This is a genomic window from Bradyrhizobium sp. SOJA106 (assembly GCF_059448745.1).
On sequence record NZ_CM182549.1, the window covers coordinates 4,322,944 to 4,341,884 of the forward strand.

Annotated in this window: 11 protein-coding genes; 8 read left to right on the forward strand and 3 right to left on the reverse strand. The window is 65.2% G+C overall.

The features are described 5' to 3' along the window. Positions 1 to 29: 29 nt before the first annotated feature. Positions 30 to 3,149: an Rne/Rng family ribonuclease gene (locus AC5V87_RS19840; protein ID WP_495367536.1), complete on the reverse strand. Its 3,120-nt coding sequence runs from the start codon at positions 3,147 to 3,149 to the stop codon at positions 30 to 32. A 703-nt stretch (positions 3,150 to 3,852) separates the two neighbouring features. Between AC5V87_RS19840 and AC5V87_RS19845 the strand changes: the two genes are divergently transcribed. The 7 genes from AC5V87_RS19845 (at position 3,853) to AC5V87_RS19875 (ending at position 12,631) form a co-directional block, all read left to right on the forward strand. Next, positions 3,853 to 5,148: an N-acetylmuramoyl-L-alanine amidase gene (locus tag AC5V87_RS19845; protein ID WP_495367537.1), complete on the forward strand. Its 1,296-nt coding sequence runs from the start codon at positions 3,853 to 3,855 to the stop codon at positions 5,146 to 5,148. A 230-nt stretch (positions 5,149 to 5,378) separates the two neighbouring features. Continuing rightward, on the forward strand, positions 5,379 to 7,889 hold the full coding sequence (locus AC5V87_RS19850; protein ID WP_456838656.1) for a penicillin-binding protein 1A: 2,511 nt from the start codon (positions 5,379 to 5,381) through the stop codon (positions 7,887 to 7,889). A 185-nt stretch (positions 7,890 to 8,074) separates the two neighbouring features. Then, positions 8,075 to 9,206, forward strand: a protein-coding gene (prfB, locus tag AC5V87_RS19855; RefSeq protein WP_495367538.1) for a peptide chain release factor 2 whose coding sequence is annotated in 2 segments (ribosomal slippage) — positions 8,075 to 8,143 and positions 8,145 to 9,206 — 1,131 coding nt in all. Because the reading frame shifts where the segments join, the coding sequence is not laid out codon by codon here. Next, complete coding sequence (locus tag AC5V87_RS19860; RefSeq protein WP_495371924.1) at positions 9,107 to 10,090, forward strand: NAD(P)-dependent oxidoreductase; 984 nt, start codon at positions 9,107 to 9,109, stop codon at positions 10,088 to 10,090. The genes prfB and AC5V87_RS19860 overlap by 100 nt, the downstream gene beginning before the upstream one ends. After that, positions 10,091 to 10,246, forward strand: coding sequence for a hypothetical protein (locus tag AC5V87_RS19865; protein WP_456838654.1), 156 nt, complete (start codon positions 10,091 to 10,093; stop codon positions 10,244 to 10,246). It begins immediately after the preceding gene. A gap of 129 nt (positions 10,247 to 10,375) precedes the next feature. After that, the gene (locus tag AC5V87_RS19870; protein WP_456838653.1) at positions 10,376 to 11,287 is read left to right on the forward strand and encodes a DMT family transporter; all 912 of its coding nucleotides are present in this window, start codon (positions 10,376 to 10,378) and stop codon (positions 11,285 to 11,287) included. 108 nt (positions 11,288 to 11,395) lie between these two features. After that, positions 11,396 to 12,631 (forward strand): ABC transporter substrate-binding protein, encoded by a 1,236-nt coding sequence (locus tag AC5V87_RS19875; protein WP_456838652.1) that lies wholly within the window; start codon positions 11,396 to 11,398, stop codon positions 12,629 to 12,631. Positions 12,632 to 12,727: 96 nt separating this feature from the next. Here AC5V87_RS19875 and AC5V87_RS19880 read toward each other — a convergent pair whose 3' ends face one another. Together AC5V87_RS19880 and AC5V87_RS19885 are read right to left on the reverse strand one after the other, a co-directional pair. Beyond that, positions 12,728 to 14,095: a M23 family metallopeptidase gene (locus AC5V87_RS19880; RefSeq protein WP_456838651.1), complete on the reverse strand. Its 1,368-nt coding sequence runs from the start codon at positions 14,093 to 14,095 to the stop codon at positions 12,728 to 12,730. 111 nt (positions 14,096 to 14,206) lie between these two features. Continuing rightward, positions 14,207 to 14,887, reverse strand: a complete 681-nt coding sequence (locus AC5V87_RS19885) for a peroxiredoxin (protein ID WP_456838650.1) — start codon at positions 14,885 to 14,887, stop codon at positions 14,207 to 14,209. Between the two features lie 204 nt (positions 14,888 to 15,091). Here AC5V87_RS19885 and AC5V87_RS19890 point away from each other — a divergent pair, with 204 nt between their 5' ends. Beyond that, positions 15,092 to 18,889, forward strand: coding sequence for a YhdP family protein (locus AC5V87_RS19890; RefSeq protein ID WP_495371925.1), 3,798 nt, complete (start codon positions 15,092 to 15,094; stop codon positions 18,887 to 18,889). Positions 18,890 to 18,941 lie beyond the last annotated feature (52 nt).

An 18,941-nucleotide genomic window follows, 5' to 3' on the forward strand; every position in this document is an offset into this window, starting at 1 on the left:
GGCCGGGCGGTTTCGTCTGGATGTTCCTGTTACTCGCCGCCGCCGAAGCGGCGAGACCACCAGCCGGCGCGACGCGGCGCGGCCGGAGTCTCGATCGTCGTTTCCGGCGCGGGTTCAGGGGCCGGCGCGGGTGGAGCAACCGGCTCGCTCGCCTGCGCAACCGGCGCTGCGGGCTCGCTCGGGCTGCTCGTCAGGAAGCTCACCTTTTCCCGGACCGTGGAGCGGCGTCGCGCGGCCTTGTCGTCGGCGGGCTCTTCGGCCGCTGCAGTGGGAGCGGGCTCCGGCTGGGCCGGCGCCTCGGTCGGCACCTCAGCGCGCGGCGCAGGCTGCGGCTCGGCGACATGCTCGGCCTGTGCAATCGAGGGCGCAGCTTCGTTGCCGAGACCGTCGAAATCGGCGACTGCGTTGCTCGCTTCCGGCGGCGCATTGCCCGCGAGCTCGTCGCCGATGGAGCCGGCGAGACCTTCCTCGCCACCGCCACGCCGACGGCGTCCGCCGCGGCGACCACGCCGGCGCCGGCGCTCGCCGCTACCTTGCTGCTCGCCACGAGCGGCCTGCTCCTCGCCTTCCTCGACATCCTGCTCGGATTCGGCGTCGTCCTCGCCTTCGCCGGCGGCCACGGCCGCCTCGGGAAGGGTAGGCGGGCTGTCCTCGCGCAGCTCGCCATCGCGCTGCCCACCGCGGCCGCGGCGGCGACGGCGGCGCCTGCGGCGCTGGCCTTCCTGCTCGGGGCCGGCTTCGCCGGCAGCCTGCTGCTCCTCGGAAAGACCCTCAGTCTCCTCGCTCTCGACCTCGGATTCCAGCTCCGGATCGAACTCCTCGTCGTCATAGGCGTCTTCAGCCAGCGGCGGCGGGCCCGCGGCAGCCTGCGCTGCGAGCAGCGCCTTGGCGGCTTCGAGCGTATGCACCTGCTCGCCGCGGTCGATGACGTATGCCTGCGGGCCGCTGACGCTCTGGTCGGCAATGACAGACAGCGTGACCTTGAAGCTGTTCTCGAGGTCGCGCAGATGGCCGCGCTTGTGGTTCAGCACATAGAGAGCGACGTCGGTGCGGGTGCGGACCACGAGATTGTGGGTCGCGCCCTTCATCAGGATCTCTTCGAGGCCGCGCAAGAGCTGCAGCGCCACCGAGGACACCGAGCGGACGTGGCCGGTGCCGCCGCAATGCGGACACGGATCGGTCGAGGATTCCAGCACGCTGGCTCGGATGCGCTGGCGCGACATTTCCAACAGGCCGAAATGCGAGATGCGGCCGACCTGGATGCGGGCGCGATCCTGCCTCAGGCAATCGGACAGCTTGCGCTCGACCGCACGGTTGTTGCGCTTCTCGTCCATGTCGATGAAGTCGATGACGATCAGGCCGGCGAGGTCGCGCAGGCGGAGCTGGCGGGCGACCTCTTCGGCCGCTTCCAGATTGGTCTTGAGCGCGGTGTCCTCGATGTGGTGCTCGCGCGTCGAACGTCCCGAGTTGACGTCGATCGAGACCAGCGCCTCGGTCTGGTTAATCACGACATAGCCGCCGGAGCGCAGCTGCACGGTCGGCGAGAACATCGCGTCCAATTGGCTTTCGACGCCCATGCGCGAGAACAGTGGCTGGCCGTCGCGATACTGCTTCACCGCGCTGACGTTGGCCGGCATCAGCATCTTCATGAAATCGCGCGCTTCGCGGTAGCCGGCTTCGCCGGCGACCTGGATCTCGTCGATCTCCTTGTTGTAGAGGTCGCGCAGCGAGCGCTTGATCAGCGAGCCTTCCTCGTAGACGAGGGTCGGGGCCTGCGACTTCAGCGTCAGGTCGCGCACCGTCTCCCACATCCGGATCAGATATTCGAAATCGCGCTTGATCTCCGGCTTGGTTCGGGAGGCGCCTGCGGTGCGCAGGATGATGCCCATGCCCTCGGGCACGTCGAGATCCTGCACCACCTCCTTCAGGCGCGAGCGGTCCTGTGCGCTCGTGATCTTGCGGCTGATGCCGCCGCCACGGGCGGTGTTCGGCATCAGCACGGCATAGCGGCCGGCGAGCGAGAGATAGGTCGTGAGCGCCGCGCCCTTGTTGCCGCGCTCTTCCTTGACTACCTGCACCAGCATCACCTGGCGGCGCTTGATGACTTCTTGGATCTTGTACTGGCGGCGGGGCCGGAAGGTGCGCTCCGGCACTTCCTCCAGAACGTCGTCACCGCCGACGGATTCGACGACTTCCTCTTCGGCTTCCTCGCTGTCCTCGTCCTCGTCGTCTTCACCAGCGGTGTCCGCGGCCTCGGCATGCGGCGCCTCGGTGACATCGCCAGATGCGTAGACGGCATCGGCCGGTTCAGTGGCGGCGGTTACGGCTTCGGCCAGAGCCTCGGCATGTGCTTCGGAGGTGTGAGCTTCGAAGGTCTGGGCTTCCTGCGGTCCGGGAGCAGTCTCGGCTGGGACCACGGGCTCGGCGCCGATCGCTCCGACAGGCGCGGGCGTCTCGGCATGATCATGGTCGTGATGATCGTGCTGGTCATCATGATGGTGATCGTCATGATCCTGCGCGTGATCGTCATCATGGGCATGATGGTGGTCGTCGTGCCCACGCGCTTCATAGTCATGATCGTGGTGATCATGTTCGCCATGCTCGTGGTCGTGATGTTCGTGGCTGTCATGCTCGCCGTCATGCTCCGCATCAGCAAGCAAGTGCTCGCCCTCGTGCGAGGCGGCCTCGGTGTGCAGGATCTCGCCCTCGACCGGCCGGGCCACGGGATCGGCGCCGGCCTCGAGGCCTTCGACGATGTCGCTGCGGACGCGCTCGCCGTGGGCGCGGCGGCGGGCATTACGGTGGCGCGAGCGGCGGCGGCCGTGGGAGCGGTTCTCGCTCTCTTCCTCGGCTTCGCGATGGGCCTGTTCCTCGGCCTCGATCAGCGCCTGCCGGTCGGCGACCGGGATCTGGTAGTAGTCGGGATGGATTTCGCTGAAGGCGAGGAAGCCGTGGCGGTTGCCGCCATATTCGACGAAGGCGGCCTGAAGCGAAGGTTCGACCCTTGTGACCTTGGCGAGATAGATATTCCCGCGCAGTTGCTTGCGTTGCGCGGTCTCGAAATCAAACTCTTCGACGCGATTGCCGCGGACCACGACGACCCGGGTCTCTTCCGGGTGGGTGGCATCGATCAACATCTTGTTGGGCATGTCTTAACTCTTGGCGGCGGCGGGCGCGCTCGACCGTGGGCGCGAATTGCGCTGCCGGGTGACGCGACGGTCCACCTGATTCGGGGGTGAGGGGAAGGCCGAAACGCCGTCTCTCGCGCCTTGCCGAACCGGAAGCTTCAGGACCGAGGCGGCGCGCGGGATTGTCACTCCGCAGCGTCGCGAATGGTCCTTCAGAATTCGTCGGCACAGTCTGGCGCATCAAGCGTCGGCCCGTATGAAGCATTGGGCGGCGAGGCCGCCCCTCAATCAGTTGCTGCAGGCCAGGCATGGCGCGAGCGCGCTCGCCTTGGGGATCACGAACCGCTCCCTTGGGATTAAGGGACCGGGTAAATGGTCACGCCGCTGTCAGAACCGTCCCGGACACGCTGAGGTAACCAGGGACCGTCCACCATCGGGGCTTGGTCCGCTCCACCTCGCTGCCGCGCACCGCGCTGGTCTTAGAGGGGAACGGAAAACGCTGGATTCCCAAATCTTGGGAGCTCCGGCGCTGCACCGGGAGGCTGAATGCGACACAACCGAAAATATCGGCCGTCAGCATTCCGTACATACGTGGAATGGGCCAACCGTGCAAGGGAGCGTCGCACGCCGGTCACAGTCGGCGAGTTTCGCATTTCTGTCATTAAGGACCGATTAACCCTGTGGTTCTATTGCGTTAAAAGGGCTGCTCGGAGGCACGGAATCGGTGGCGAGCCGCACAAATCAAAGGCTTTTGCTGGGGAGCGCGCTGCTGTGCACTGCACTATTGGCGTGCGCTGATTCCTGGCGGCTGAGCGCGGCGGAAAGCCAGCCGCAACCTGCTGCGGCGGTGGCGAATTTTCCTATCGCCTCGGCCGCGCGCCTCGCCGGCGATGCCAGGCAGACCCGCTTCGTCCTTGACCTCGATCAGACCGTCACCTTCCGCACGGTGACCCTGGCCGACCCGTACCGGGTCGTGGTCGACGTACCGCAGCTCAATTTTCAGCTGCCCGCCGGCACCGGGATTGCGGGGCGGGGGCTGGTCAAGGCCTTCCGTTACGGCCTCGTCATGCCCGGCGGCTCGCGAATCGTGTTCGACCTGACGGGACCCGCCAAGATCGCCAATTCCTACGTGCTGGAGGCGGCCAATGGCCAGCCGGCGCGGCTCGTTCTCGAGCTGGAGGAGGTCGATCGCACCGCTTTCGTGCCCACGATTCCTCCGCAGACCCGCCCGGACCTGCGGCCCGCAGTCGCCGACCCGCCGCCCGCCACGGTTCCGGCCGCCTCGGCGCCTGAAGCGACGCAGCAGAAGGCCGATAGCCGTCCGGTGGTCGTGATCGATCCCGGCCACGGCGGCATCGATAACGGCACCCAGTCGAGCGGCGAGAGCGAGAAGAACCTGGTGCTGGCCTTCGGCCTGGCGCTCCGCGACAGGCTCGAGAAGGCCGGCAAATACCGTGTGGTGATGACGCGGGACGACGACACCTTCATTCCGCTCAATGATCGGACCAAGATCGCCCGCAATCTGAAGGCGGCCCTGTTCGTCTCGATCCACGCCGACGCGCTGCCCAAGGCCGAGGGTGACGCGCAGGGCGCCACCATCTATACGCTGTCCGACAAGGCCTCCGACGCCGAGGCGCAGCGGCTGGCGGATGCGGAAAACCGGGCAGATGCCATCGCGGGGTTCAATCTGGCTGAGGAGCCGACTGACGTCGCCGACATCCTGATCGACCTCACCCAGCGAGAAACCCGTACGTTTTCAAACCGTTTCGCTCGCCTGTTGATGGCTGAAATGAAGTCGAGCGTGCGGATGCACAAGCATCCCCTGAAATCAGCCGGTTTCCGGGTCCTGAAGGCGCCTGACGTTCCGTCCGTCCTGGTCGAGATCGGCTACGTCTCCAACAAGGGCGACCTCGAGCACCTCGTATCGGAGGGCTGGCGGTCAAAGGCCGTGGCCTCGATGGCGCAGGCCATTGACGGGTTCCTGGCCAAGCGGATGGCCACCGCCGGCTCCTCGAATTAAAAGGGTTTTTCCGTCCCGCCGCAAAGGCCCTAGTTTGGCCACAGCGGACGCTTTATAAAAAATGCCGCAGGGGGTTCCGGAATCGGAGAGAATCCCGCTCGACAAGCGTCTTTAGGCCCAGCTTGATGTGATTGCGTAGGCCGTTGAATTCGCGACGTGAGGTTGGCGCCAGTTTTGGGTGCCGAGGGGCTGACTGGGCTGATCCAGACTTTTGAACGGATAAACACATAATGCGCTTGCTTGTGCGGTTCATGGGCTTCCTGTTCGCCGCGGGAACGGTGGTGTTCCTTGTCGGTGTCGGAGCCGTGGCAGGCCTGATCTGGCATTTCTCCAAGGACTTGCCCGACTACTCCCAGCTTCAGGACTACGAGCCGCCGGTGATGACGCGTGTGCACGCGGTCGACGGCTCGCTGCTCGGCGAATATGCCAAGGAGCGGCGTCTTTATTTGCCGATCCAGGCGGTGCCGAAGCTCGTGATCAACGCCTTCCTGGCGGCTGAGGACAAGAATTTCTACGAGCATGGCGGCATCGATTACACCGGCATGGCGCGCGCCGGATTGCTTTATCTGCAGAACTACGGCTCCAACCGCCGTCCGCAGGGTGCGTCCACGATCACTCAGCAGGTTGCCAAGAACTTCCTGCTGACCAACGAGGTCTCCTTCGCCCGCAAGATCAAGGAAGCCTTGCTGGCGATGCGTATCGAGAAGACCTATTCGAAGGACAAGATCCTCGAGCTGTACCTGAACGAGATCTATCTCGGCCTCGGCGCCTACGGCATCGCGGCCGCTTCGCTGGTCTATTTCGACAAGTCGGTGAACGAGCTGACGGTGGCGGAAGCCTCCTATCTTGCGGCGCTGCCGAAGATGCCGGCAACGCTGCATCCTGTGCGTAACCGCGACCGCGCCATCGAGCGCCGCAACTACGTGATCGATCGTCTCCTGGAGAACGGCTGGATCAAGCAGGCCGACGCCGACAAGGCGCGCAAGGAGCCGCTGGCCGTCACCAACCGCTCCAACGGCGCCCACACCTTCGCCGGCGAATATTTCGCCGAGGAAGTCCGCCGCGACATCTTCGAGCGTTACGGCGAGAAGAAACTGTATGAGGGCGGCCTCTCGGTCCGCACCACGCTCGATCCCAAGATTCAGGTCATGGCGCGCAAGACCATGGTCGCCGGCCTCGTGAACTACGACGAGCAGCAGGGCTATCGCGGCGCCATGAGCAAGCTCGACATCTCCGGCGATTGGGGCGTGAAGCTCGCCGAGATCAAGTCGCTGTCGGACATCTCGCCGTGGCGCATGGCGGTGGTGCTGGAGACAAGCGACCAGTCGGCGCGCATCGGCTTCCAGCCGAGCCGCGAACTCGGCGGCGCCGTCAGCAAGCAACGCGAGACCGGCCTCGTCACCCTCGACGGTGTGCGCTGGGCGAGAGCGGCCCAGGGCAATGCCAAGGGCAAGACACCGACGTCAGTGGCGCAGGTGCTGGCGCCCGGCGACGTGATCTATGCCGATCCGCTCTACACCAAGGAAGGCCAGCCGGTCGAAGGCCAGTACCGCCTGCGCCAGATCCCAGAGGTGTCCGGCGCGATGGTGGTGATGGATCCCTGGACCGGCCGCGTGCTCGCGATGGTTGGCGGCTTCTCGTTCGACCAGAGCCAGTTCAACCGCGCCACACAGGCTTACCGGCAGCCGGGTTCGTCGTTCAAGCCGATCGTCTATTCGGCCGCGCTCGACAACGGCTACACGCCGTCGACCGTCGTGCTCGACGCGCCCATCGAGATCGACCAGGGTCAGGGTGCCGGCGTGTGGCGCCCGGAAAACTTCTCCTCGGGCAAATTCCAGGGGCCCGTGACGCTGCGCAACGCGCTGCGGCAGTCGCTCAACACGGTGACGGTGCGCCTTGCGCAGGATATCGGCATGCCCCTGATCGGCGAATATGCCCGCCGCTTTGGTGTCTATGACGAGCTGCCGAACTATCTCTCCTACGCGCTCGGCGCCGGTGAGACGACGGCAATGCGCATGGTGACCGCCTATTCGATGCTTGCCAATGGCGGCCGCCGCGTGAAGCCGACCCTGATCGACCGTATCCAGGATCGCTATGGCCACACCATCTTCAAGCACGACCAGCGCGAATGCCGCGGCTGCGACGCACCTGGCGGCTGGAAGAACCAGCCCGAGCCGCAGCTGATCGATCGCCGCGAGCAGGTGCTGGACTCCATGACCGCCTATCAGATCACCGAGCTGATGGAAGGCGTGGTGCAGGCCGGTACCGCGACCGTGGTCAAGGAGGTCGGCAAGCCCATCGCCGGCAAGACCGGCACCACCAACGAGGCCAAGGACGCCTGGTTCGTCGGCTTCTCGCCCGACGTCGCGGTCGCGATCTATATGGGCTACGACAAGCCGCGCGCGCTCGGTAAGGGCAACGCTGCGACCGGCGGGCATTTGGCTGCGCCGATTGCACGCGATTTCCTCAAGCTCGCGCTCGCCGACAAGCCCGCCGTTCCGTTCAAGGTGCCGGCCGGCATCAAGCTGGTGCGCGTCGTCGCCAAGACCGGCATGCGTGCCGGTCCCGGCGAGACCGGCGGAACCATCCTCGAAGCCTTCAAGCCCGGCACGGCGCCGCCGGATAATTATTCCGTCATCGGTGTGGCCGACGCCGACGCGCGTGGCGGCATGCCGGCCTCGCAGCAGCAACAGCCGGATTCGGGCTTTCTCATGCGGCCGGGCACCGGCGGGCTGTGGTAGCGGATAACACCTGATGCGGGCGAGGGGGCGGTTGCGCTTTGGCCCCGCCGCCGTTACATCCCCGGCGGGCGCGATGTTCATCGCGCTTCGGATTTTGTTTTGCGCATGATCTTGCCGGGAAACCGCTCACACTTTCCCGGATCATGTGCGCCACGCGGACCAATTCCGCGAGACCAGAGAACGACATGCGCGCCGAAATCGAACGGTTGGTAGAAGAGATCAAGCAGTCAGTCGGGCTGCTGAGGAGGCATCTTTGACGTCGAGAAATCGACGGCCCGCCTCGCTGAGCTGAACAAGCTCGCAGAAGATCCCAACCTCTGGAACGATCCCCAGAAAGCCCAGAAGCTGATGCAGGAGCGCACCTCGCTTGAGGACGCGCTCTCCGGCATTGGCAAGGTCGAGCAGGAACTCGAAGACGATATCGGCATGATCGAGCTCGGCGAGGCCGAGGGCGATGACGGCGTGGTGGCCGAGGCCGAAGCTGCGCTCAAGAACCTCAAGAAGGAGGTCGCGCGGCGCGAGCTCGAGGCGCTGCTCTCGGGCGAGGCCGACCGCTTCGATTCCTATCTCGAGGTCCATGCCGGCGCCGGCGGCACCGAGAGCCAGGACTGGGCGCAGATGCTGCTGCGCATGTACACGCGCTGGGCCGAGACCCACGGCTTCAAGGTCGAGGTGCTCGAAGAATCCGAGGGCGAAGAGGCTGGCATCAAGTCCGCGACCATCCAGGTCTCCGGTCACAACGCCTATGGCTGGCTGAAGACGGAAGCTGGCGTGCATCGCCTCGTGCGCATCTCGCCGTTCGATTCCAACGCGCGGCGGCACACCTCGTTTTCGAGCGTGCAGGTGTTTCCCGTCATCGACGACAGCATCAAGATCGACATCAAGGAGTCCGACGTCCGCGTCGACACCATGCGCTCGGGCGGCGCCGGGGGCCAGCACGTCAACAAGACCGAATCCGCGGTGCGCCTGACGCATATTCCGACCGGCGTCGCCGTGGTCTGCCAGGCCGGCCGCTCCCAGCACAAGAACCGCGCGCAGGCGTGGGACATGCTGCGCGCGCGCCTTTATGAAATCGAGCTGAAGAAGCGCGAGGAGAAGGCAGCTGCCGACCAGGCCGCCAAGACCGATATCGGTTGGGGCCACCAGATTCGCTCCTATGTGCTGCAGCCCTACCAGATGGTGAAGGATCTGCGTACGGGCGTGCAGACCTCCGACACATCAGGGGTGCTCGGCGGCGATCTCGACGAGTTCATGGCCGCCACCTTGGCGCAGCGCGCCTTCGGCACCACCGCGGGCGACGTCGAGGACGTGGACTAGCGATGATGCGCGTCGCCTTCATCGGGCTTGGGCGGATGGGCCACGGCATGGCCGGCCGCTATCTCGATGCCGGCTTCACGGTGACGCTGTGGAATCGCAGCAAGGCAAAGGCCGAAGATTTGATCGCCCGCGGCGCGCTGTGGGCGACCTCGCCCGAGGATGCCGCGATCGATGCCGACGCGGTCGTGACTATGGTTGCCGACGACGAGGCCTCGCGCACGGTCTGGCTCGGGCCCGAGGGCGCGGCCAAGACGGCCAAGGCCGGCACCATCGCGATCGAATGCTCCACCGTCTCTTATGACCATGCCCGCGAGATGGGCCGTGAGCTCAACGCGCGCGGGCTGATCTATATCGATTGCCCCGTGACGGGCTTGCCGGATGCGGCAGCGGCCGGGAAGCTGACGCTGCTGGTCGGCGCCAATGCAGCCGATCTCGAACGCGCGCGACCGTTCCTCGAACCGATCGGCTCGACCATCCGCCATTTCGGCGCGGTCGGCTCCGGCACCGTCTACAAGCTCATCAACAATCTCATGGGCGCGATCCAGATCGCAGGGCTCGCCGAGGGTCTCGCGATCGCCGAGCAGGCCGGGCTCGACATGAACCTCGTGCTGGAGTCGATCCAGGCGGGCGTTGCCGCGAGCCCGCAGGTGCAGCGGCATTCGAAGCGCATGGTCGCACGCGATTTCAGCGGCGCGACGTTTACGGCAGCGCTGCGGCACAAGGATGCCGCCTATGCGGTGAGGCTCGCCGAGAGCCTCCTGGCCTGCGAGCCGCTTGTCGCGCGCGCCGCGGTCGAGGCCTACGCGCAGGCGAAAGCGGCGATGCCGGATGACGATGAAGGCAAGATGATCGAGCTGGTGTCGCGGCCGAAGAAGCCGTCTTAGGTGGACGCATCGACATGGGGCAGCCCTGATGAGGACGCGGTCTCGGCGGTAGCGGCGGCTGCGCTCTCGAATTTCATCGGCAGCCTCGTCAGCCTGCCGCTCGCCCACGACATCGCCCATGTCGGCAGCCACGGCCTCGCGATCCTCGCGATGTGATCGGGGCGGTGGTCGCCGACATCGCAGGCGATGCCCGAACACGACGGTCCTCATCACGTTCTCGGAAATCGGGTGGCAAAGTTGGCTGTGACGTCCTAGGCGGCAGGCTTGGCCGCAGAGGCGATACGCATGTCCCCAAACGACCACCGGATCGATGCGCGAGACTGGTCGCTGCTCGCGGTGCTCTCGGTCCTCTGGGGCGGCTCGTTCTTCTTCAATGGTGCGGCGCTGCGGGAATTGCCGCCGCTGACGCTCGTGTTCTTGCGCGTCGCGCTCGGCGCCGCCATTCTGCTCCCGTTGCTCCGGATGCAGGGCATCAGTCTTCCAAAGGGTATCGGAGGCTGGAGGCCGTTCGTCGAGATCGGACTGCTCAACAATGTCATTCCGTTCTCGCTGATCGTGATCGGCCAGACCTTTGTTCCAAGCGGGCTGGCATCTATCCTGAATGCGACCACGCCGCTGTTCACGGTGATGGTGATGGCCACGGCCGGCGAGGAGGCCCTGCAGGTGCGGCGGCTCGCCGGAGTGACCCTGGGCATCGTCGGCGTGGTCATCCTGCGTGGATGGGGCATCGAGACGCGGCCGGGGCAGGGGCTCGGCATCCTGCTTTGCCTCGGCGGCGCGTTCAGCTATGGCCTTGCGGCCCTGGCGGCGCGGCGGCTGCCGAAGGACACAGCTCCACTTGGCACGGCGACCTTTCAGCTGATGGCGTCCACGGTGATGATGGCGATCGTCGCCAGCGCGGCGGAGCAGCCGTGGCGGCTTCCGATGCCAGGTCTTGCGACCTGGCTCGCGGTGCTTGGTCTTGCCGGGCCGTCGACAGCGCTCGCCTACATCGTCTTCTTTCAGATCCTGCGGCGCTCGGGTGCGACCAACGTCATGCTGGTGACGCTGCTCATTCCCGTCACTGGCATCCTGCTGGGTTGGCTGGTGCTGGCCGAGCCGATCTCCGCGCAAGAGATCGCGGGTGCGATCGTCATCGGCAGCGCGCTCTTGGTGATTGACGGACGCATGCTCGGCTTGCTGCGTCGCATCGCTTAAGTTCCGACGCGGCGTTTCATCCCGCGGAAAATCGCGGCGCTTGCCAGTTGCGGGCGTGCTTGCGACAGTGCCTGCAAAACAAGACTACAAAACATAGGGGAGAGACCAATGCCGGGTCGTCGCAAGAATCTCGCTGCCCTCGTCCTGCTTGTCGCCGGAGCGCTCGCCGCGACACCGGCCTTGGCGCAGAAGAAATACGATCCCGGCGCCTCCGACACCGAAATCAAGATCGGCAACATCATGCCCTATAGCGGGCCGGCGTCGTCCTATGGCGTGATCGGCAAGACCGAGGCCGCGTTCTTCAAGATGATCAACGACCAGGGCGGCATCAACGGGCGCAAGATCAACTTCATCAGCTATGACGACGCCTATTCGCCGCCGAAGGCGATCGAGCAGGCGCGCAAGCTGGTCGAGAGCGACGAGGTCCTCCTGATCTTCCAGGCGCTCGGCACGCCCTCGAACTCCGCGATCATGAAATACATGAACGCGAAGAAGGTGCCGCAGCTCTTCGTTGCCTCCGGCGGCACCAAGTTCGGAGACCCCAAGAATTTCCCCTGGACCATGGGCTTTCAGCCCAACTACCAGAGTGAGGGCCGGATTTACGCAAAATACATTCGCGATCGTTTTCCGAACAGCAAGATCGCGGTGTTCTGGCAAAACGACGACGCCGGCAAGGACCAGTTCAAGGGCCTGAAGGACGGCCTCGGCGACAAGGCCAACATGATCATCGCCGACAAATCCTATGAGGTGAGCGATCCTTCGATCGACTCGCAGATCGTGGCCTTGCACGATTCCGGCGCCGACATCTTCTTCTCATGGGCCGCACCGAAAGGTTCGGCGCAGGCGATCCGCAAGGTCGGCGAGCTCGGCTGGAAGCCGAAATTCTTCCTCGCCAACACCGCGACATCCATCGCCTCGGTGCTCAAGCCTGCCGGGCTCGAATATTCCAAGGACATCATCTCGACCGCGTATCTGAAGGATCCGACCGACCCGACCTGGGACAAGGATCCGGCGGTGATCGCGTGGCGTGCGTTCATGGACAAGTACTATCCCGAAGGTGACAAGACCAATGCCAACAACCTCTATGGCTATGTGCAGGCCGAAGCGATGGCGCAGGTCCTGAAGCAGTGCGGCGACAATCTCACGCGCGAGAACGTCATGAAGCAGGCCGCGAACCTGAAGGATTTCCACACCGACCTGATGCTCCCGGGCATCATGGTCAACACCTCGCCGGACGATTATTTCCCGATCGAGCAGATGCAGCTGATGCGCTTCAACGGGCAGGCCTGGGAGCTGTTCGGCGAGGTCATCACCGGCGAGGTCGGCCACGAGCGCAGCCAGTAGTGACGGCCCGGTAGCGTTCAGTCTTTGCCTGCAGCACCATGCTGAGCAGGAAAACCGCTGCGCGCTTTGCGCTCGCGCGGCCCTTCCGGGCCGGATTTAGCCCGCGCTGAGGCGCACGCCGGCGCGCAGGAATTTCTGCGGATCGACCGCTTCGCCGTCGATGCGGGTTTCGTAGTGCAGATGTGGACCAGTGGATCGGCCGGTCGAGCCGACGAGACCGACGACCTGGCCGATCTTGACGATCTCGCCGACCTTGACGCTGATCTCCGAGAGATGGCCGTAGCGGGTCGAAAGCCCGTTGCCGTGGTCGACCTCGACCATGCGGCCGTAGCCGCCTGACCAGCCGGCCGAGACCACCTTGCCATAGGCGGTGGCGCGAACGGGATCGCCTGTCGCGGCGCGGAAGTCGAGCCCGGTATGCATCGCGGGCCGGCCGAGGAAAGGGTCGCTGCGCACGCCGAAGCCGGAGGTGAACTCGACCTCGCCGATGACGGGCTTGCGATAGGGCACCAGCGCCAGCGTGCGATTGAGCCGGTCCATCTCGGCGCGGGTGACGTTGATGCGGTTGAGCTGCTTCTCGAACGGCCCGGCATTCGCTGAGAGTTTGACCGGCACGAACGGGCCGCCCATGGCGCTGCGCGGCACGGCGGCTTCGAGATTGGCGAGGTTCAAGCCGAGATCGCTGACCACGCCGCGCATCCGGCGCATCCGCGAATCCATGCCTTCCTCGACGGCGCTGAGCGCCGCCATCTGCCGACGCTCGACCTGGTCGAGAGAGCTCGTGAGCCGGACCAGGACGTTGTCAAAACCCTGGTTCTTGGCAAACTGGCTGGTCGGCGGAGCTGCCGCAGTCGGTGCGCGCGACTCGAGCCGCGCCTCGCGATCAGGCGGCGCTACGAAGATCACGGTATCGCTGATCGGTGACGGCTTGGGCGTGCCCTGCATCGTGCTCTGACCGGCATCGCCGCGCTGCGGGGCCGAGCGCGGGATCGATCCGGTCACGTCGGGCATGGCGCCGAGCGCCGTCGCCCGAGACTCCAGCGCCGTCTGGCGCTTCATGATCTGGTCGAGCTTCTGTTCGAACTGTTCCTGGTCGAGCAATTGCCGGCTGGTGGTGCGGTCGACCTTGGCACGCAGCTCGGCGATGCGGTCCTCATAGGCGTATTGCATCTCGGCCTGGCGGGCGATCAGCCGCGTCAGGACGTCGTCGCGAAAGGCAAAATAGGTGGCCGTGGCCGCCGACCACAGCCCGAGCAGCACGACGGTCCCGACCACGATCCAGAACACGACGGGGCCAAGGCGAACTTGCTTGCCGTGATGGACAATGGTGTAGGCGTCATCGGCTTCGGGGAGGGGAATCGCAGCAGTCGCTGCGACAGCGACGGGACGCCGGTGAAAAGCCCGTCCGTGATCGTGAGGATGATGTTGGGGGTACTGCGAGTATTGGGCAGAACTTTTCGACATCGGCACTCCCGCGCCGGTCGGATGGGTTCCTTGCGGCTCAATTGCCGCAGCAATCTGGGCTGGTCATGGTTAATTTTCCGGAAACGGAACCATTAGAACTTAACGGGCTGGTTAAAGACTTCTTGCTGCTTCGAGCACCTGCTCGGCGTGGCCGTCGACCCGGACGTTGCGCCAGATCCTGGCGATCTTGCCGTCGCTCCCGATCAAAATCGTGGTCCGAAGAATCCCGGCGAAGCTCTTGCCGTACATGGATTTTTCGCCCCAGGCTCCGTACGCTTCCAGCATCTCGTGTTTCTCATCCGAGATGAGAGGAACGCCGAGCTTGTGCTTATCGCGGAACTTCTCCTGCGCCTTTAACGGATCGGCGGAGATGCCGAGCACGGCGGTGCCAGACTTGGCGAAGTCCTCGGCAAGCCGCGTGAAGTCGATCGCCTCCCTGGTGCAGCCGGGCGTGTCGGCGCGGGGATAGAAGAACAGGACGAGCTTACGGCCGGCATAGTCGGACAGCGTGACGACATCGCCGCCGTCGCGGGGCAGGCGGAACGCGGGGGCCTTCTCGCCCTCAGTCAGAGCGGCCTTCGCGGCTGCGCCCGATCTGGAGGAATTTAACTGTTTCGATGCGGCCCCATGTGATGCTGTCTTTGCTATGCTCGCGGGTGATTTGCTGGCCGGTGCCCGCCGGGTTTGGGCGCGCTTTGTTTGACTAGATGCCCGCGTTTTCAGGGTTCTCTTTTTAGCGGTCGGACTGCCGGAGGGCGTTTTGGACGATTTCTTTCGGGATTTCTTGGACATACGCCTTCCTTTCGACGCTTTCCGCGGGTCAACCAAAGCGGTATTGCAGCTCTCGTCCGGCACGCCGGATTCTCGCCCTTGGCTGGGCAAGTCTGACGGCGCCGGAATATGGTTACAAGGATTTCCACGCACCACCCCACTGCTCGTTGAACGCGCTCCCGGGGCGAAATGACGAACAGCAGGAATATTCGAGGTATGGCGGCAATGCCGGGGCGGGGTGCTTCGATCCCTGTCGACGGCTGCGGTCCGGGCGGCGCTCAATCCCATGATGGGCGCCTGTATCGAGAGACAATGGCAAGGAATACGTCGCCCCAGGATCACAATCGGGATTTCGATCGGCGCGGCGGCTATCAGGGGCCGCCGGAGTGGGACGAGGCCGACTGGGATCGGGATCAGGAGGAGGAGGCGGGCCATCGCGCGCGCCGCCTGCTCTCGCGCTCCAGTTCGCGCTTTCGCATCGGTGACAGCTTCTCGTCGTTTCGACGGGCGCTGCCGAGCGGACGCTGGTATCGCCGGATCGCCATCGTCGTAGGCACCCTGGTCGTCATTTTCGTCGGCTGTTTCGGCGCGCTGTGGTGGCGGCTTGGCGCCGGTCCGATCAATCTCGACATCGCAACGCCCTGGTTGGCCGCGGCGATCGAGGACAATATCGGTCACGGCAATACGGTTGAAGTCGGCGGCACCCAGATCGAGCGGGCCGGCCGGGTCCGTATCGCCGTGCGCATCCGCGACATCGTCGTCCGCGACCACGATCATGCCATCGTCGCCACCGCGCCGAAGGCGGAGGTGAAGCTGTCGGGCGCCGGCCTCCTGATGGGCCATTTGCGCGCCGAGAGCCTCAATCTCGTCGACGCCGAGCTCGCGATCCGCATCGCGCCGGACGGCACCGTCACCGTCTCCGCCGGCGACACCGCCAAACCGCTTGCAACCGGTGTTGCGTCCAAGAAGGACGCGGGCCTGCCGCCGACGTTCCCGCGCAATGGCGTCCCGCCGCCGCCGTTTGCGACCGCGCCTGCGACCCCGGATGCCTCGCAAGCCGCCCCTCAGGCAACCGCGCAGAGCGGCATCCTTCAAGGCCTCGACTGGCTCGACAGCCTGAGCATGACCGGTCTCGATGGCCAGAACCTCAACGAGATCGGCCTGAAGAACGGCAATCTGATCGTCGACGATCAGCAGCGCGGCAGCAAATGGACCTTTGAGAACATCACGCTCAGCCTGCGCCGGCCGAGCCGTGGCGGCGTCACGCTCAACCTTGGCGAGGAGGGCGCGCGTCCGTGGATGCTGCGGGCCACGATCGGCCCCGCCGAGAACGGCGTGCGCTCGGTCGACATCAAGGCCGACAAAGTCTCCACCTCCAACATCCTGCTGGCGTTGCGGGTCAAGGATCTCACTTACACTGCCGACCTGCCGCTGACCGGCGAGCTCAAGGGCGAGCTCGGCCGTGACGGTGTGCCGACCTTCTTCCGCGGTAAGATCGCGGTCGGCGCCGGCGACATCATCGACACCGATACGCCGGATTACCCGATGGCGATCGACCAGGCCGAGATCAACATCGAATGGGATGCCAATCGGCGGGTGCTGGTCGCGCCGTTCAAGATCCTCTCGGGCGCGAACCGCCTGACGCTGCTGGCCCATCTCGAGCCGCCGAACGGCACCGTCAATGACTGGCAGCTTGGCTTCAGCGGCGGGTCGATCCTGCTCGGCGGCATCGACAACGAGCCGCCATTGGTCTTCAACCGCATCGCGATCGGCTTTCGCTTCGACACCGACCACAAGCGCATCGTGCTGACGCAGGCCGACATCAGCAATGGCGAGATCGGGGTCGCCGGTACCGGCGCCATCGATTATTCCGGCGAGCCGCGCCTGACGCTGGGCTTTGCCGGCACGCCGATGTCGGCCTCCGCGCTCAAGCGGATGTGGCCGACGCTCGTCGTGCCCGAGCTGCGCGAATGGGTGATCGAGCGGATCGAGCGCGGCACGCTGCAGCGCATCGAGATCGGCATCAATTCGCCGACGAGGAACCTGCCGCGTAAGGGCCCGCCGATTCCCGACGACGGCCTTTCCGTCAACATCGTGGCGAGCGGCGTCGCGGTCCGGCCCGTGGATGGCATGCCCGTCGTGCACGATGCCGATCTGAAGGCGCGCGTCACCGGCCGCACCGCGACGGTGAACATCGGCCAGGGCATTGCCGACACGCCTGCAGGCCGCAAGGTGACGATCTCCGATTTCGTCTTCGAGGTGCCCGACATGGCGCCCAAGCCGTCGCCCTCGCGCACCAGGTTCCGCGTCGAGGGTCCGGTGCCGGCGGCAGCCGAAATGCTCGCCAATGATCGCCTCAGCGATCTGTCCGCGACGGTCGTCGATCCCAACACCAGCAAAGGGACGTTCACGGCGAACATTCAGCTCGGCTTGCCGGTCAAGGGCGAGCTGACCAAGGCCGATACCGTCTATGCCGTCACCGCCGATCTCAACGGCTTCTCAGCCGACAAGCTGGTGATGAACCAGAAGCTGGAGGCCAACAACCTCAAGATCACCGCCAACAATCAGGGCTATCAGGTCAAGGGCGACGTCAAGATCAACGGGCAGGCGGCCTCGCTCGACTACCGCAAGCCGGCCGAGGGCGATGCGGATGTACGGTTGCAGGCGACGCTGGACGATGCGAGCCGGGCGCGTTTCGGCTTCGATCTGAGCCCCGCCGTGAGCGGCTCGCTGCCGATCAAGCTGTCGGGCAAGATCGCCGGCGGTCCCGACCAGACCACCAAGCTCGGCGTCGAAGCAGACCTGACCGCGGTCAGGCTCGACAACATCCTGCCCGGTTGGGTCAAGCCGCCGGGCAAGTCGGGCAGGGCCAGCTTCAAGGTGGTGCCGACGGCGCAGTCGACCCGTTTCGAGGACATCGTCATCGAGGGCGCCGGCGCTTCGATCAAGGGCTCGCTCGAGGTCGATCCGAACGGCGACCTCATGAATGCGAACTTCCCGACCTATTCGCCGTCCGACGGCGACAAGGCGTCGTTGAAGGTCGAGCGCAGCCAGGACGGCGTGGTCAAGGGTACGATGCGGGGCGACGTCTTCGACGGCCGCGGCTTCCTGAAATCGGCGATCTCGGGCAATTCCAAGGATGATTCCAAGAACAAGCTGAAGAACGTCGATTTCGACATCGACCTGAAACTTGGTGCCGTCATGGGTTTCAACGGCGAGGCGATGCGCAGCGTCGATGCCAAGATGTCGAAGCGCAGCGGGGCGATCAAGGCATTCACGCTGAGCGGCAAGATCGGCAACGACTCGCCGGTCGCGGCCGATCTGCGCGGCGGCCGGGCCCAGGGCAATCGCGAGGTGATCTACCTCCAGACCAACAATGCCGGCGCGCTGCTGCGCTTCACCGACACCTATACCAAGGCCCTCGGCGGCCAGATGGTGGTGGCGATGGAGCCGCCGACGGCGGAGCCGAACACCTCGCGCGAGGGCCTCATCAACGTGCGCGACTTCACGGTGAAGGGCGAGGCGCAGCTCGAGCGCGTCGCCGCCGGCGCGCCCAACGGCACCGGCAACGGCGTCTCCTTCAGTGCGCTCCGCGCCGAATTCACCCGGCAGAACGGCTCGCTTACCATCCGCGACGGCGTGGTGAAGGGCCCGATGATCGGCGCCACCATCGAAGGCTCGATCGACTATCCCGGCAACCAGGTGTGCATGAGCGGTACCTTCGTGCCGATGTACGGATTGAACAACATGTTCGGGCAGATTCCAGTCCTCGGCTTGTTCCTGGGCGGCGGCAATAACGAGGGACTGATCGGCGTGACCTACGAGGTTGTCGGCACGCCGGCCGCGCCCGTCATGCGCGTCAATCCGATCTCCGCGATCTTTCCCGGCGTGACCCGGAAGATCATGGAGTTCAACACCGGCAAGCAGAACTCGCCGTTCGAGGAATTCCCGTCGCAATCGAACGACGGCTCGACCGGCTCGAGCCGCCAGCTCTCAAACGGTTGCAGCCTCGCGCGGCGGTAGCGGCGAAGCGACTGCGTTGGAGCGCAGAGTTTCCTCAGCGTCATGGCCGGGA